Consider the following 15,055-nt stretch of genomic DNA (forward strand, 5'->3'; position numbering starts at 1 on the left):
ATTACTCCAACCCGCCTGAAAGGCCCGCAGGTGCTGGGCTGCTCAGGGGGATCAAGACGTCGCGACGGTGAAGTGCCGCGCCACCTCCTGGGAGAAGTGTGTGCAGTTGATGCGCGCATAGCGCCGGTAGTCACGCGCAACGGCGAATGCCGAGCCCGGCATGAGCAGGATCTTCTGTCGCTCCAGCGTGCTGATCAGCGGCTGCAAATCAGGCACCTCGGGGTGATAGGCCCAGATGAACATGCCGCCTTGCGGCTCGATGTCGAACTGCCAGCCGCGCGCCAACAGCAACTTTTGCGTCTGCACCTGCTGGCTGATCAGGCGCTGCTGCACGTCCTTCATGTGCCGGGCATAGGTGCCGTCGGTGAGGATGGTGTTGACGAAGCGTTCGCAAAACGCCGGTACGGCCACGCAAGTCAGCAGCTTGAGACGGGTCAGCGGCTCGATCAGCTCCTGCGCACAGGCGATGTAGCCGACCCGCAGTGAGGCAGACAGGCACTTGGAAAAACTGCCGATGTAGATGACCCGCTCCAGGTTATCCAGCTCGGCGAAGGTCTGCCGAACGTCCGGGCTGAAGTCGCCGTAGACGTCGTCTTCCACCACATAGAACTCGTGCTCGATGGCCAGGCGCAGCACCTTGAAGGCGTTGTGTGGGCTGATGTTGCCGCCAGTGGGATTGTGGAACGTGCTGTTGCAGAAGAAGGCACGTACCTTGTGCTGGCTCAGGTGCGCCTGCATCTGGGCGATGTCCGGCCCGTCCTGGCCGCGCGTGATGCCCACCACATGGCCACCGGCCAACTGAATGAGCCTGATCAGGTTGCCATTGCCTGGCTCGTCGACGAACACATGGTCGCCCGGCTTGATCAGCAGGCGCGCCAGCAGGTCCAGCGCCTGGGTGGCGCCCAGGGTGGTGATGACCTGGCTGGGCCGCACGTCCACACGCGTCTGTCGCTTCATGTGCACGCACAACTGCTTGCGCATGGGCAGGTGGCCAAGGATGTCGCCGTATTCAGCCAGCGAACTCTGCTCCAGCCGAGCTGTTCGGCGAATGGCCTTGGCCAGCGAGTCGGTGTCGCGCCACGCGGGCGGCAACCAGCCGCAGCCCAGCTTGGTGTAGTGCTGACCGCCTTGCAGCAGCCGGAAGAGCGGGTCGCTGTCCATGCTCAACGGATCATGGCTCACCGCGATCTGCGCGGCGCGGCTGGTCACGAAGTAACCGCGCCCCGCGAACGCGGTCAGTTCGCCTTCGCTGACCAGGCGCGCATAAGCCGCGACGGCCTCGTGATAGCTGTGCTCACCGGCCGCCAGTTTGCGAATCGACGGCATGCGCTGCCCGGCCAGCCACTCGCCTTGGGCCAGGCGCTGCTTCAAGGAGTCATACAGAGCACTGTTGCTCATGGCGTCACCGCAAACTGTTAGGAAATAAAGGCTAACAGTTAACTGGAAACGTTGTCGACTGTTCGTTTACCAGGGTTTGAAGAGTGCCACTATCACTTGCGCGGCGTGTCTCGCTAATTATCTGTAACGCCAACACCCTAAGACCAGATCACTGGAAAGCGAATCAATGGCCCATACGGACATGCAAACCCCTGCACCCATTCGATTGCCTGTTCACTTTGAACCGGAATCACTTTCTACCGTAAAGAACTTGCTGACCGCCGCGTTGCTGGAATGCTGTTCGGCTGCAGAGTTCAACACGCTTAATAGCACGTCGCTGATTCAAGACGTTGCCGAACAATGCCACGAAGACTTGCTCGCCTTCGCCCTGAAAGATCCTGCTTCAGGCTTCGATCCAATCTTCATTGCCAAAAGCTATACCTCTTATGCCGCGGTACTTCATTACCGCCTGGCCCACCAAGTGCACCTGCGGTTTACCGCTCAAGGGAATGATGCACAGTGCCTGGCCGCGATGATTTCTCGCCGCGGCAAGATGCTCTCCGGTGCAGAGATTCATTTCCGCAGCCGTATTGGCGAACGTTTCATCATCGACCATGGCATGGGCACGGTCATTGGTGAGACCAGCGTCATCGGTGACGACTGCTACATCCTCGGCGGCGTCACCCTGGGCGCCCGCGGCATCAGCCACAACCCCTCCAGCCCGCGCCACCCGCGCATCGGCGACCGGGTGCAGATCGGTGCATTTTCCTGTGTCCTGGGTTCGGTAAGCATCGGCAACGACGTTTTCATCGGGCCCAACTGCATCATCAGCAAGGACGTCCCTGCACGCGCTCGGGTACAGGTTAAAACTTCACTGCAAATGGTATTGGAACAATGAATAGCCTATTGAATAACGAAGTGCTGCGCAGCACCGAGAAGCTGTACTACCAAGATCAGTACCTGACCGCGACCAATACGCAAGTCACACGCGTACATGCCGATGCATTGGAGCTCGACAGCACAGTCGCCTATCCCGAAGGCGGTGGCCAGGAGGCCGATCAGGGCACCATTGAATTACCCATCGGCACACTGCGTTTCATTTGGGCGAAGAAACTCTACGGTACGCCCATCCGCCTTGAAGGCTTCAAAGGTGGAAAGATAGGCGGGATCATTCTGCACATGATTCATCCAGACGACTTGCACTTGCTCGAACACGTGACCCCGGCCATGCCCGCCCGCATCAGTATCGATGCACTGCGCCGCGACCGCCTGACACTTTCGCACAGCGCCAGCCACTTCCTGTATGCGGCGGCCATTCAACTTCGCCAGGAACTCGAGCAGTGGACCATCGGCTGCCACATCAAGGAGGACGGTGCGCGATTCGATTTTCTCGTTGAGGAATCCTTCAGCGCTGAAGAGGTGCGTGAGATCGAGCGCCTGGCCAATGAGCTGATCGCGCTCGAAGACGTGATCGGTAATAGCCCTGTGCAAGGTCTGGAAGATGCGCGGCTGTGGTCCTACCGCGGTATCGAGATCCCCTGCGGCGGCACTCACCTGGAGTCGCCACGGCGCATTGGCCGCTTGAGCGTGCGCCGCAAGCGCCTGGGCAAGAGCAAGGAACGGCTGATCTGCGAATTCCCGGACGCCTCGACCGACCTGTCCTTCTACCGCGAGCACACCGCATGACCAGCCGCCTGCCACGCCGCACCTATCTGTATTTCACTGCGCAATCGATCAACCTCACCACGGCGGTGATGTCGGTCACCATGGCTGCCATCGTCGGTTCCGCTCTGGCCCCGGCCGCACAGTGGTCCACCCTGCCCTACGGGGTGCAGTTCCTGTGTGTGATGCTGGCCACCTACCCGGTATCGCGGCTGATGAGCCGTATCGGTCGCAAACCGGCGTTCATGCTCGGCGCGCTGCCCCTGGTGGGCTCTGGCGTGTGCGGTTACCTGGCAGTCGAGCAGCGGCAGTTCGCCCTGCTGGTGCTCAGCCACGCTGCGCTGGGGGTCTACATCGCGTTTGCCAACTTCAACCGCTTCGCGGCCACCGACAACCTGCAGCAGTCGCTCAAGCCCAAAGCGCTGTCCCTGGTCGTGGCCGGTGGCGTGGTCGCTGCGGTGGTTGGCCCGACACTGACCGAGCTGCTGCGCGAAGTCGCCGGGTACTCCTTGTTCTCGCTGTGCTACGCGGCATTCATTGGCCTGGCCGGCTTGTCGCTGCTGATCGCCCTGTGCCTGCCAGCGACGGCTGCGGCGCCGCCAGCGGCGACTGCACACCTCGACGAGGCAACTGCCGCCAGTACACCGCTGTGGACCCCGACACGGGTGACCGCCGTGGCCGTAGCCGCCGTCGGCTACGGGATCATGAACCTGCTGATGATCCAGGCCTCGATGCACATGCAGCATCTGCACGAGTCGTTCTCGGACGTGCGCCTGGCGATCCAGTGGCACGTGATCGCGATGTTCGCGCCGTCCTTCTTCACCGGCGCGATCATCGACAAGCTCGGCCTGCGCACCACCATCTGCGGCGGTCTGGCCATGCTGATCGCCTGCGTCATCCTCAACATGACCTTGCACGGCTATGCGGCCATGACCGTCTCGCTGATTGTGCTGGGCCTGGGCTGGAACCTGACCTACGTAGGCGGCGGTGCCCTGCTGGCGCAGAGCCTGCAGAACAGCCCGAGCGCCATGCAGATGCAGGGCAAGAACGACTTGGCGATCGCCATCCTGGCCACCGTCGGCGCCTTCAGCCCGGCGCTGCTGCTGAGTTCGGTCGGTTGGGTCGGCACCAATGCCATCTGCCTGGCCCTGTGCGTCGTCCTGCTACTGGCAGCCGCTTACGTGCTGCAGACCAAGCCGCAGCCTCACTACGCTCCGGTGGGTAGTAGCAAATGAGCAAGTTGATACGTACCGCCGAACGCATCCTGACCAAACTGGAAATGCACAACCCAGGCGGCAGCCACAAATACCGAGCCGCCAAACACATCATCGACTGCGCGGTACGCAACGGCGATATCATTCCGGGCGAGACCACCGTGATCGAAAAAACCGGCGGTAACTTCGGCTTTGGCCTGATCGCCGCCTGCCATCGACACAATATCGCCGTGGAATTGGCCGTAGGCCTCAGCTTCAGCCAGACCAAACGCGATCTACTGGAATGCTTCGGCGCCACGCTGATCGGCAAGGACATGCTACTGGCCGGCGCCACGCCCAAGGACGTGGTGATGCATCGCCTGGAGCAGCAGGCGGCGCTCGGCAAGTCATACTTCTATACCGACCAGTTCAATAACACAGTGGGTGTCGACGCCCACCGCTACCAGACCGCCACGGAGCTGGCCTGCCAACTGATCCAGGCTCGCGCTGGCAAGGAACTGCTGTTCGTAGGCTGCGCCGGGACCGGCGCCAGCTTCTCCGGCATCACGCTCGGCCTGCGTGATCAGGGTTTCGATGTCGAGACCGTGCTGGTCGACCCCTCAGGCTGCGACTCGAAAGCCGGCGTGTTCGCTGACCACCGTTTCGAGGGCATGGCGGTCGGTGTGACCCCGCCCTTTCTAGACTGGGCCTTGGTCAATCAGCACTGCACCGTTTCGCAAGAGCAAATGCTCACGGCCCAACGTACCTTCTATATGCACAGCGGCGCATTCGTCGGTAACACCGCGGCGGCGTGCCTGGCCGTGGCTCAGCGGCTGGTGCAGTTACCTGAGCACGCGCACAAGACAGTGGTCACCATCGCCTACGATGCGGGGCTTTGGTATCAGGATCTGCAGAAAGCGGGGGTGGTGCAGGACCGACGCTCGCCGGCGGGATGCGAGGGGTGATTGGGCTTAGGCGCCATGGATAGGCGTTGCACTGGGGCGTATCGATGCACGGGAGCGTTGGCCAGGCACGTCCGAGAGGGGAAGCATCGCAAACGCTTTTGGAGCAATCGTTCTGCTGGGAACTGAGGAGCGCGGATCTGGAACACCCCAGAAACGCAAAAACCCCCGATTTCTCGGGGGTTTGAATATGGCGGAAGCGTAGAGATTCGAACTCTAGGATAGTTGCCCATCGACGGTTTTCAAGACCGTTGCCTTAAACCACTCGGCCACGCTTCCAGCTGTTTTGCGGGCGCCATCATACCTCAATGACACAAGCTGTCAAACTCTCTATGTCGCGCTTTCCTTTAGCTCTGATATGCTCCTGCAACTACATGTTTCAACACCACTAGGAGTGTCGCCATGCGCGAACAGGATTACGTCCTTCGGGACGGCCAGCAGATCGAGCAGCAGGAGGTCAGCAAAGTCCTGCGTAACACCTACGGCCTATTGGCGCTTACCCTCGCCTTCAGCGGCGTCATGGCTTTCATGGCTCAACAGATGCGGGTCGGTTACCCGAACGTGTTCGTGGTGCTGATCGGTTTCTATGGCCTGTTCTTCCTCACGGCCAAGCTGCGTGATTCGGTATGGGGCCTGGTCTCCACCTTCGCCCTCACCGGTTTCATGGGCTTCATTCTCGGCCCGATCCTCAACCGCTACCTCGGCATGGCCGGTGGCGCAGAGATCGTCAGTTCGGCGTTCGCCATGACCGCGCTGGTGTTCGGCGGCCTGTCCGCTTACGTGCTGATCAGCCGTAAAGACATGAGCTTCCTCAGCGGCTTCATCACGGCGGGCTTCTTTGTATTGCTGGGCGCCGTGGTGGCAAGCTTCTTCTTCCAGATCAGCGGCCTGCAACTGGCAATCAGCGCTGGCTTCGTGCTGTTCTCGTCGGTCTGCATCCTGTTCCAGACCAGCGCGATCATCCACGGTGGTGAGCGTAACTACATCATGGCCACGATCAGCTTGTATGTGTCGATCTACAACCTGTTCGTCAGCTTGCTGCAGCTGTTCGGTCTGATGGGGCGCGACGACTGATCCCCACCTGTCGCGCTGTGCAAAAGCCCGCCTTGGCGGGCTTTTTGTTGCCTGCTATCAATGCGCGATGCGTAATAGCCCAGGCATGGCAGGACACTTGCCCTTACCCCTACCCCAAAAACTCGACGCACCGTAGAATGCGCTCCTTTTTTCTGGGGACAGACCTCCATGACTTCGCACGAGCACGGTACCCACGCGGCCGAGCCTGACCACGATCTGGTTCTGGGTCTGGAAGACAAACCTCGCCCCGTGATTGGCCTGCTGGCGGCCCTGCAGCATCTGCTGGCAATCATCGTCCCCATCGTCACGCCCGGGCTGCTCATCTGCCAGGCCCTTGGGGTCTCCTCGCGCGACACCAACCTCATCGTCTCGATGTCGCTGGTCATCTCGGGCATTGCCACCTTCGTTCAGTGCAGACGCTTCGGCCCATTCGGGGCGGGCCTGCTGATCGTGCAGGGCACCAGCTTCAACTTCGTCGGACCGTTGATCGCCGGTGGCAGCTTGATGGTCAAGCAAGGCACACCGGTCGAGGCGGTGATGGCCGCCATCTTCGGCGTGGTGATCGCGGGCTCGTTCGTCGAAATGGGTATTTCGCGCACGCTGCCGTTCATCAAGCGGCTGATCACGCCCCTGGTCACCGGCATTGTAGTGCTGATGATCGGTCTGACACTGATCAAGGTCGGGCTCATCAGCATGGGCGGCGGGTTTTCAGCGATGGCCGATGGCACCTTCGCCAACCGTGAAAATCTGCTGCTCTCGGGCGTCGTGCTGGCAATCATCGTCCTGCTCAACCGCATTGCGGTGGTATGGATGCGCAGTTGCGCGATCGTGATCGCCCTCATGGTGGGCTATGGGCTGGCAGCCTATCTGGGCAGGCTCGACTTCACCGGCATGCACGAAGCGGCGTTGTTCCAAGTGCCGACCCCGCTGCATTTCGGGCTCGGATTCTCCTGGGCCCTGTTCATTCCGATGCTGGTCATCTACCTGGTCACCTCGCTTGAGGCCATCGGTGATGTCACCGCCACAAGCAAGGTCTCGCGCCAGCCCGTTGAAGGCCCTCTTTGGATGCAAAGGATCAAGGGCGGCGTATTGGTCAACGGTGCCAACTCACTGCTCGCCGGCCTCTTCAATACGTTTCCCAGTTCGATCTTTGCGCAGAACAACGGTGTCATTCAGCTGACTGGCATCGCCAGCCGGCATATCGGCATCTGGATTGCTGCCATGCTTGTCTTGCTGGGGCTGTTTCCGAGCGTTGCAGGCGTGATTCAGGCAGTGCCCGAACCCGTGCTTGGCGGTGCCGCGATGGTGATGTTCGGCGCGGTTGCGGCGTCGGGCATCAATATTCTGGCCAGCACCGCGCTCGATCGCAGAGCCCTGTTGATCATCGCCGTCTCGCTGGCGCTGGGGCTGGGTATCGCCCAAGTACCTGAGTTCCTTGCGCACATGCCGGGCGCGGTGCGCGCAGTATTGGAGTCAGGTGTCGCCACGGGCGGCATCTGCGCCTTGCTGCTCAACTGGTTCCTGCCTGAGCATCCAGGCAAGGCATAAGATGCGGCAACCATTGAGGGAACTGCTGCCCTGGGCATTTTGCTCTATCATGGCGGCAGTTCCCTTTCAGAGTCGTCCATGAAATTCGCGATTGCGGTCTTCTCCCCCGCCCATGCGCCCTCTTCACGTCGCGCCTTGCGCTTTGCCGAAGCGGTGCTGCAAGCCGGCCACGACATCACCCGCCTGTTCTTCTATCAGGAGGGGGTCCACAGCGCCTCCGCCAATGTCGTAGCCCCTCAAGACGAAACGGATATCGCCGCTCAATGGCGCGCGCTCATCGAAACCCGCCAACTGGACGCCGTGGTGTGCATTGCTGCCGCCCTTCGTCGCGGCGTGCTCAACCAGGAAGAGGCCGAGCGCTATCAGCGCCCGGCGGCCAACTTGCCATCGCCGTGGGCGCTCTCCGGCCTTGGCCAGTTGCATGAAGCCGCGCAGACCGCAGATCGGCTTATGTGTTTTGGGGGGGACTGAAATGGCCAAGTCGATGCTGGTGATCAGCCGCCAAAGTCCTTGGTCGGGGCCCACTGCACGGGAAGCATTGGACATCGCCCTGGCTGGCGGCGCGTTCGACCTGGAACTGGCGGTGCTCTTTCTCGATGACGGCGTGTTCCAGCTCGCGGCCGAGCAGCAACCCGCAGCGCTGGAGCAGAAGAACCTTACTGCCAACCTGCAGGCTTTGCCCATGTTTGGTGTGGATCAGTTGTTTGCCTGCCAGTCCAGCCTGGCGCAAAGAGGCATTGATGCAGCCACGCTGACGCTTGCGGTCGATATTTTGGAGGGTGCCGCGTTGCGTGCGCTGATCAACCGTTTTGACCACGTGGTGACCCTCTGATGGCAACCTTGCATATCATTGCGCACTCGCCGTTTGGCGATGACCGCCTGCAAAGCTGCCTGCGCCTGCTCGACATCGAGGATGCACTGCTGCTGTGCGCAGACGCCGTGAACGCGCTCAGAATTGGCAGCGTTACCGCAGCGCAACTGCACGCTGCGGGCCTGGATAATCGCCTGTTTGCGCTTGAAGAAGACCTCATCGCCCGCGCCATTTCCAGCAATCAAGCGCAAGCCATCGACTACTCGGCATTCGTCGAACTGTCGATACGCTACGACAAGGTCAACAGCTGGTTATGAGCATACTGGATGTATCGGGCCACGCTGTGAGCCTGGACAAGGAAGGCTTCCTCGTGGATCTGGCGCAATGGTCACACCCGGTCGCTGAGGCCCTCGCCCAGCGCGAGGGGATCGTCCTGAACTCGGATCACTGGGAAGTGCTCACGCTCCTGAGGGACTTCTACCAGCAGTATCAGCTCTCGCCAGCGACTCGCCCCTTGGTCAAATACGCAGCATTGAAGCTTGGACCGGAAAAGGGCAACAGTCCGCATCTCAATCGTTTGTTCAACGGCACTCCCGCCAAGCTCGCCGCCAAGCTCGCCGGCCTCCCGAAACCGACCAACTGCATATGACCGAGCCACGCCCCCTCACCCTGGAAACGCCCGCAGAGCACCCCTTCGCAGCGTTCGTTCGCACGCTCGGCAAAGGCAAGCGCGGCGCTCGAGGCCTTACCCGTGAGGAAGCACATGCAGCGATGTGCATGTTGCTGGAGGGTACAGTCGAAGACGCACAGCTCGGCGCCTTCCTGATGCTGCTGCGGCACAAGGAAGAAACGCCAGAGGAATTGGCCGGCTTCACCGAAGCACTACGCCAGCACCTCGCACCGCCACCCATCGCCGTCGACATCGATTGGCCAAGCTATGCCGGCAAGAAACGCCACCTACCCTGGTACTTGCTGGCAGCCAAGTGCCTGGCTAACAACGGTGTGCGTATCCTTCTTCACGGCGGCGGCGCACACACGGCTGGCCGGCTTTATACCGAACAGTTGCTCGACACGCTGAACATTCCTCTCTGTCGTAGCTGGCAAGCCGTTGCAACCTCGCTGGATCAGCAAGGACTGGCGTTCTTCCCCTTGCAGGACTGGGCTCCCCAACTGCAACGGATGATCGACCTGCGCACTGTGCTGGGCCTACGCTCACCTATCCACTCGCTGGCTCGCGTGCTCAATCCGCTGGCTGCCCGATGCGCCCTGCAAAGTATTTTCCACCCCGGCTACCAGGCTGTGCACCGCGAGGCCAGCCGTTTGCTGGGCGATCATGCAATTGTGGTGAAGGGCGACGGCGGGGAGATTGAAATCAACCCCGATGTGCTCAGCGATCTGTATGGCACCACCGCCGGCGAGGCATGGAATGAGCAATGGCCGGCACTGAGTGCACAGCGGCACGTCAAGCCGGCGTCGCTGCAACCGCAGCACTTGCTGGATGTGTGGCAAGGCACGGCGCAGGACAGTTATGGCGAGCTGGCGGTTGTATCGACCATCGCCTTGGCACTTCGCGGCTTGGGCAAGGGTCGGGAGCAGGCGTTCGAGACCGCCCGCGACTACTGGCACTCGCGGGCACTCATCCGCTAATTCGATCGAACTCCTTCAGCTTTTATACTTTCATTCGAACACCGCTCCCTACACTGAGCTCCAATCAGGCACATCAACTGTTAGGGAGTGGAACATGGGCTTGCTGATCGATGGCTGCTGGCATGACCAGTGGTATGAGAGCGAAGACGGGGCGTTCAGGCGCGAACAGGCGCAGCGGCGCGACCCGCTGCCAGCCGCTGAGCCCGGTCGCTATCATCTTTACGTATCGCTCGCTTGCCCGTGGGCCCACCGCGCGTTGATCATGCGCGAACTCAAAGGCCTGACCTCGTTGATCGACGTGTCGGTAGTCAGTTGGCTGATGGCCGAACATGGCTGGACCTTCGACCCGCAGCAGGGCTCGACAGGCGATCGACTCGACGGCCTTCAGTACCTTCATCAGCGCTACACCTGCGATGACCCACACTACAGCGGACGCGTGACGGTCCCGGTTTTGTGGGACTGTGTCGAGCAGCGGATCATCAACAACGAGTCTGCCGAGATCATCCGCCTCTTCAACACCGCGTTCGACCAGTTGACGGGCAACACTCTCGACCTCTATCCAGAACCCCTTCGCACCGAGATCGATACGCTAAACGCGCGCATCTACCCCGCGGTCAACAACGGCGTGTATCAGGCTGGGTTCGCTACCACACAAAAGGCCTACGAGACTGCGTTCGATGCGCTGTTCAACGAACTGGATACTCTGGAGAGTCATCTTGAGCACACCCGTTACCTGGCAGGCGCCTACCTGACCGAGGCGGATGTGCGCCTCTTCACTACCTTGATTCGCTTCGATGCGGTCTATCACGGCCATTTCAAGTGTAACTTGCGGCGGTTGAGCGAGTACGCCAACCTGTCCAACTGGCTACGTGAGCTGTATCAGTGGCCCGGTATCGCATCGACCGTGAACATGGAACACATTCAGAAGCACTACTACCTCAGCCACACGACCATCAATCCCAACGGCATCGTTCCCAAAGGTCCGCATCTGGATTTCAACAAACCCCATGACCGCGAGCGACTATCCGGCCGCGGTATCTGGAACGCCACCCACTGACCCACGGATCACATCGCAGCCAGGAAGGTCACGGTATCTGCTCGCCATGGCCACGTGTCATGCTGCGGATCCGCGCATCGTTGAGGACCTACCATGGCTACGCTTGTCTATCCTCTGTTCAGGTGGGGCGTGGCGCTGACGTTATCTCTAGGGCTGAGCGCCTGCACGCTGTTACAGCCGCAAGATCCTCTGACAATCGACGTCATCGGCATCGATCCACTTCCGGGTCAGGATCTGGAGCTACGAATGGCGGTGAAGCTCAGGGTGCAAAACCCCAATGACCAGAGCTTGAAATTCAAGGGGGTCGCACTGAAGCTCAGGATCAATGACCAGCCCTTTGCGAGCGGTGTCAGTAATCAGCATGGACAAATTGACGGCTATAGCGAACAGGTGATGACTGTACCGATGACTGTGACCGCTTTCGCGTTTTTGCGTCAGGTCTATGGCATGGCCCAGCTGACCTCGCTGCAAGCGTTGCCGTATGTGCTCAGTGGCAAGCTGGCAACAGGTGCAGTTGGGGCCGTGCGCTTTGAAGACCAAGGTCAGCTTGATCTGCCTCGCGCGCTGGGCCTGCCCTGAAGCATCTAATCGTTGAAGGAATAACACCCATGCACCACCCAACGCCAGAACTGAACACGCCCCGCTTGCTGCTCAAGCCGTTGCAGCTCAGCGACGCAGCGGCCATTCAGTTGCATTTTGCGCAATGGGACGTCGTTCGCTACCTGAATGCGCGGGTGCCATGGCCGTACCCGCATGATGGTGCTCTACGCTTCGTCGAAGACGTATGCCTGCCAGCAGTTGCACGTGGCGAGCAATGGCACTGGACGATTCGTTTGCGGGGTGACCCTGACGCTGTGATCGGCAGCATCAGCCTGATGCTTGAGCCCGATAACAACCGCGGCTTCTGGCTCGCGCCAGCTTGGCAAGGCCTGGGTTACATGACTGAAGCGTGCATGGCGGTCGATACATTCTGGTTTTTCGACCTGCAGCAACCCGTCATGAGGGTGCCTAAGGCGGCCTGCAACACAGCCTCGCGGCGGCTTTCGGAGCGTGCAGGAATGCGAATGATCCGCCGTGGCGAAAACGACTATGTGAGTGGTCGCCTACCCGAAGAGCTGTGGGAGATTTCCAGGGAGCAATGGCTGAGCAGGCAGACACCCAGCCTGGCGCGGAAGGACTAGTTAGCGGCTATTAGCGGCAGCAGCCATCATTTTATTCACTTCCAGGCGTACCAAGCTGGCGAAATCCGGTGGATTCAACGCGTCCAACTCCGCACGGACCCATTCCGCCCACTTACCTTTACGGCGAGATTTTTCCGAAATGAGCCTGCCGGCTTCAGCTTTTGCTTTACCTAGATTGCTTTGCCAGAAATCGAAGAGCCTGGACTTTTCTGCCTCGATTTGCGCGCGCTCCGCAAAGCTCATGTTGGCCAGATTGAAACTCATGCCGGTGTCCTGCTGCTTGAAAACGTGGCGGCCATTTTACACTTGCGCCTGGCGGGGTGAGCAATCGATTGCAACTTTCGCTGCCCAGCGGCATCCATTCATTAATTCCAACTGAAGAGGACGTATTTCATGGCCAGGAAATCCACTGCACAAACGGAAAGTGAACAGATCAAGGATCAGGTCTTCAGCGACCTGCAATCGCTGATCGAGGAATCCGAAAAGTTGCTGAGCGAAAGCGCCTCGCTGGTCGGCGAAGAGGCCGAAACGCTGCGTGCACAGATCAGCACGAAGTTGCGCGAAGCACGTGACGCGGCGGGTAACCTGCGCAGCAAGGCTCAGCCTGTCGTAGAAGCCACTCAGGATTATATCGGTGGTCACCCGTGGCAGACCGTGGCGGTTTCCGCCGGCTTCGGTCTGGTTGTTGGCCTGTTGCTGGGGCGCCGCTACTAATCCACAGGCTGCTCAGCCGCCTGAGGCGTCAGGCGGCCTGGGCCATCGGTACGCCGCTGTGAAAACGCAACTCTTGATCCACCGTACTGATCAATTCCACTTCCGTCGTCCTCACCCGCTCAATGACCCGCGCTATATCAGCGCTCTCCCCATACTGATAGGCAAGCTTCAGGTAGCCCTGGTAATGCCGCGCCTCACTGTTCAGTAATCCGTGATAGAAGGTTGCCAATTCCTGATCCAGGTGCGGAACCAACGCTGCGAAGCGTTCACAGCTGCGCGCTTCGATGAATGCCCCCACCACCAGCGTGTCGATCAGCTTGGCTGGCTCGTGAGCCCTGACCTCTCGGCGCAATCCCGATGCGTAACGGCCTGCCGACACAGGCCGCAGTGCTACACCTCGGCGCTTCATGAGACGCAACACCTGCTCATGGTGCACCAGTTCTTCGCGGGCCAGGCGCGACATCATGTTGATCAGATCCAGATGTCCGTTGTATTTGGCTATCAAGCTCAACGCCGTGCTGGCGGCCTTGAACTCGCAGTTTTTATGGTCGATCAACAGCGTCTCTTGATCCGCCAGTGCTGCTTCGATCCAGGCATCTGGGGTTGGACAGCCAAGAAAGGCATCGATTTCAGGGATCAGGGACATGGTTCTCACACATTGAAGACGCTTTGCAGGGGCGGGAATTATACCGGCGGTGCCATTCAAAACCAGTGCCCTTGTTTGACATGCATCATGCAGCAACTGCACGGCAGTGGCCTGCACTGACCTATAGTCACGCTATGTATCGAGTGTTTATGGGAGTAAGCGCCATGCAATCGGTTCGCAGCATTCTTGTTGTCCTCCAGCCTGAGCATGCACAAGGTTGGTCGCTGGACAGAGCAACGTTGATTGCCGGAGTGACAGGCGCGCGCCTGCACCTGTTTGTGCACGACAAACACAGTGACCACCGTAGCCGGCTCGCACTACTGAGCCGTCAGCTGGATGAGCAGGGGTACGAGAACGTCACTTCGCAACAATCGAGCACAGGGACATTGCCGGAAGCCATCATTCAGGCACAGCAAGCTTATGGATGCGACTTGGTGATCAAGGAACATCATCCGGACCAGCCTTTGGTCAAAGCGCTGCTTACACCGGAGGACTGGAAGCTGCTAAGGCTCTGCCCCTGCGCAGTACTGATGGTCAAAAGCGGCAAACCTTGGGCAGGTGGCGTGGTGCTGGCAGCTGTGGACATTGGCAATGACGATGAAGATCACCGCGCACTGCACGCTAGCATCATCGACACTGGCTATGACGCTGCGACCCTGATCAGGGGGCAGCTCCATGTAGTCAGCGCCCACCCCTCGCCCACGCTGCCCGGCCCTGATCCCGCCTACCAAGTGTCAACGGATCACCTTGAGCATTACGCTGACGCGTGCCGCACCTTTCAGCGCGTGCACGACATCAGCGATGAACGAATGCACATGGCAGCAGGCGCCGCAGATGCAGTCATTCCAGCTGTGGAGCAGGCGCATGCTGCAGTTCTGACGATAGTTGGCACGATAGGCCGTACCGGCCTGTCGGGGGCGTTGATCGGTAATACTGCAGAGGTAGTGCTGGATGCGCTGCAGTGTGATGTTCTGGTTTTGAAAAGCGAGGAGGCTGCGGCACATTTAGCCAGGCTCAGCAAATCCTAGGTTCTGTACGAAAAACCTCGATACTCGCCCATGCTGCGTTGAAAACGCCCTCGGAATGCTCATGTACTCCAGTACACTCCGCTTCCTCGGCCGTTTTGGCCTTGACTGGCCTTCGTCTCAAGGCTTTTCGTACAGAACCCAGGTAACAGCCATTT

The 15,055-nt window shown here is 60.0% G+C and carries 19 protein-coding genes and 1 tRNA gene; 16 read left to right on the forward strand and 4 right to left on the reverse strand.

All coding sequences use genetic code 11. The annotated features are described in order from the left end of the window. Positions 1-51 precede the first annotated feature (51 nt). The gene (locus SJI00_RS14225; RefSeq protein WP_322462340.1) at positions 52-1,398 is read right to left on the reverse strand and encodes an aminotransferase-like domain-containing protein; all 1,347 of its coding nucleotides are present in this window, start codon (positions 1,396-1,398) and stop codon (positions 52-54) included. Between the two features lie 166 nt (positions 1,399-1,564). Between SJI00_RS14225 and SJI00_RS14230 the strand changes: the two genes are divergently transcribed. The 4 genes from SJI00_RS14230 to SJI00_RS14245 are packed head-to-tail and all read left to right on the forward strand — an operon-like array spanning position 1,565 to position 5,197. Next, positions 1,565-2,275 (forward strand): serine O-acetyltransferase, encoded by a 711-nt coding sequence (locus SJI00_RS14230; protein WP_322462341.1) that lies wholly within the window; start codon positions 1,565-1,567, stop codon positions 2,273-2,275. Continuing rightward, complete coding sequence (locus tag SJI00_RS14235; protein WP_322462342.1) at positions 2,272-3,063, forward strand: alanyl-tRNA editing protein; 792 nt, start codon at positions 2,272-2,274, stop codon at positions 3,061-3,063. The genes SJI00_RS14230 and SJI00_RS14235 overlap by 4 nt, the downstream gene beginning before the upstream one ends. Then, positions 3,060-4,274 carry an MFS transporter gene (locus SJI00_RS14240; RefSeq protein ID WP_322462343.1) on the forward strand — a complete coding sequence of 405 codons (1,215 nt, stop codon included), beginning with the start codon at positions 3,060-3,062 and terminating at the stop codon, positions 4,272-4,274. The genes SJI00_RS14235 and SJI00_RS14240 overlap by 4 nt, the downstream gene beginning before the upstream one ends. Next, positions 4,271-5,197 carry a pyridoxal-phosphate dependent enzyme gene (locus SJI00_RS14245; RefSeq protein ID WP_322462344.1) on the forward strand — a complete coding sequence of 309 codons (927 nt, stop codon included), beginning with the start codon at positions 4,271-4,273 and terminating at the stop codon, positions 5,195-5,197. Before SJI00_RS14240 ends, SJI00_RS14245 begins: the two co-directional genes overlap by 4 nt. A 188-nt stretch (positions 5,198-5,385) precedes the next feature. On the opposite strand, the gene SJI00_RS14250 is transcribed toward SJI00_RS14245, so the two are convergent. Continuing rightward, a tRNA-Ser gene (locus SJI00_RS14250) sits at positions 5,386-5,473 on the reverse strand. 123 nt (positions 5,474-5,596) lie between these two features. On the opposite strand from SJI00_RS14250, the gene SJI00_RS14255 reads away from it, so the two are divergent. The 10 genes from SJI00_RS14255 to SJI00_RS14300 all read left to right on the forward strand — a co-directional run bounded on the left by SJI00_RS14255 (position 5,597) and on the right by SJI00_RS14300 (position 12,512). Next, positions 5,597-6,268 (forward strand): Bax inhibitor-1/YccA family protein, encoded by a 672-nt coding sequence (locus tag SJI00_RS14255; protein ID WP_322462345.1) that lies wholly within the window; start codon positions 5,597-5,599, stop codon positions 6,266-6,268. Between the two features lie 168 nt (positions 6,269-6,436). Continuing rightward, positions 6,437-7,816, forward strand: a complete 1,380-nt coding sequence (locus SJI00_RS14260) for a nucleobase:cation symporter-2 family protein (RefSeq protein WP_322462346.1) — start codon at positions 6,437-6,439, stop codon at positions 7,814-7,816. A gap of 78 nt (positions 7,817-7,894) precedes the next feature. Continuing rightward, on the forward strand, positions 7,895-8,287 hold the full coding sequence (gene tusD, locus SJI00_RS14265; protein ID WP_322462347.1) for a sulfurtransferase complex subunit TusD: 393 nt from the start codon (positions 7,895-7,897) through the stop codon (positions 8,285-8,287). 1 nt (position 8,288) lies between these two features. Continuing rightward, positions 8,289-8,648 carry a sulfurtransferase complex subunit TusC gene (tusC, locus tag SJI00_RS14270; RefSeq protein WP_322462348.1) on the forward strand — a complete coding sequence of 120 codons (360 nt, stop codon included), beginning with the start codon at positions 8,289-8,291 and terminating at the stop codon, positions 8,646-8,648. Then, the gene (gene tusB / locus SJI00_RS14275; protein ID WP_322462349.1) at positions 8,648-8,944 is read left to right on the forward strand and encodes a sulfurtransferase complex subunit TusB; all 297 of its coding nucleotides are present in this window, start codon (positions 8,648-8,650) and stop codon (positions 8,942-8,944) included. The genes tusC and tusB overlap by 1 nt, the downstream gene beginning before the upstream one ends. Next, positions 8,941-9,276: a TusE/DsrC/DsvC family sulfur relay protein gene (locus SJI00_RS14280; protein ID WP_322462350.1), complete on the forward strand. Its 336-nt coding sequence runs from the start codon at positions 8,941-8,943 to the stop codon at positions 9,274-9,276. Before tusB ends, SJI00_RS14280 begins: the two co-directional genes overlap by 4 nt. Beyond that, positions 9,273-10,274, forward strand: a complete 1,002-nt coding sequence (locus SJI00_RS14285) for a glycosyl transferase family protein (protein WP_322462351.1) — start codon at positions 9,273-9,275, stop codon at positions 10,272-10,274. Before SJI00_RS14280 ends, SJI00_RS14285 begins: the two co-directional genes overlap by 4 nt. Positions 10,275-10,368: 94 nt before the next feature. Beyond that, positions 10,369-11,331, forward strand: coding sequence for a glutathione S-transferase family protein (locus SJI00_RS14290; RefSeq protein ID WP_322462352.1), 963 nt, complete (start codon positions 10,369-10,371; stop codon positions 11,329-11,331). Between the two features lie 93 nt (positions 11,332-11,424). Next, on the forward strand, positions 11,425-11,910 hold the full coding sequence (locus SJI00_RS14295; protein ID WP_322462353.1) for an LEA/WHy family protein: 486 nt from the start codon (positions 11,425-11,427) through the stop codon (positions 11,908-11,910). A gap of 29 nt (positions 11,911-11,939) precedes the next feature. Further along, positions 11,940-12,512, forward strand: coding sequence for a GNAT family N-acetyltransferase (locus SJI00_RS14300; protein ID WP_322462354.1), 573 nt, complete (start codon positions 11,940-11,942; stop codon positions 12,510-12,512). Here SJI00_RS14300 and SJI00_RS14305 read toward each other — a convergent pair whose 3' ends face one another. After that, entirely contained in the window at positions 12,513-12,776 is a 264-nt protein-coding gene (locus SJI00_RS14305) for a hypothetical protein (protein ID WP_322462355.1), read from the reverse strand. It abuts the gene before it with no gap. Positions 12,777-12,905: 129 nt separating this feature from the next. Here SJI00_RS14305 and SJI00_RS14310 point away from each other — a divergent pair, with 129 nt between their 5' ends. Continuing rightward, entirely contained in the window at positions 12,906-13,226 is a 321-nt protein-coding gene (locus tag SJI00_RS14310) for an ElaB/YgaM/YqjD family protein (protein WP_322462356.1), read from the forward strand. 28 nt (positions 13,227-13,254) lie between these two features. Here SJI00_RS14310 and SJI00_RS14315 read toward each other — a convergent pair whose 3' ends face one another. Further along, on the reverse strand, positions 13,255-13,872 hold the full coding sequence (locus SJI00_RS14315; protein WP_322462357.1) for a MiaE family protein: 618 nt from the start codon (positions 13,870-13,872) through the stop codon (positions 13,255-13,257). Positions 13,873-14,036: 164 nt separating this feature from the next. Between SJI00_RS14315 and SJI00_RS14320 the strand changes: the two genes are divergently transcribed. After that, positions 14,037-14,900, forward strand: coding sequence for a universal stress protein (locus SJI00_RS14320; RefSeq protein WP_322462358.1), 864 nt, complete (start codon positions 14,037-14,039; stop codon positions 14,898-14,900). The last annotated feature ends 155 nt before the right edge of the window (positions 14,901-15,055 follow it).

The sequence above is a fragment of the Pseudomonas gebzensis genome, from assembly GCF_034427815.1.
GTDB lineage: Bacteria > Pseudomonadota > Gammaproteobacteria > Pseudomonadales > Pseudomonadaceae > Aquipseudomonas.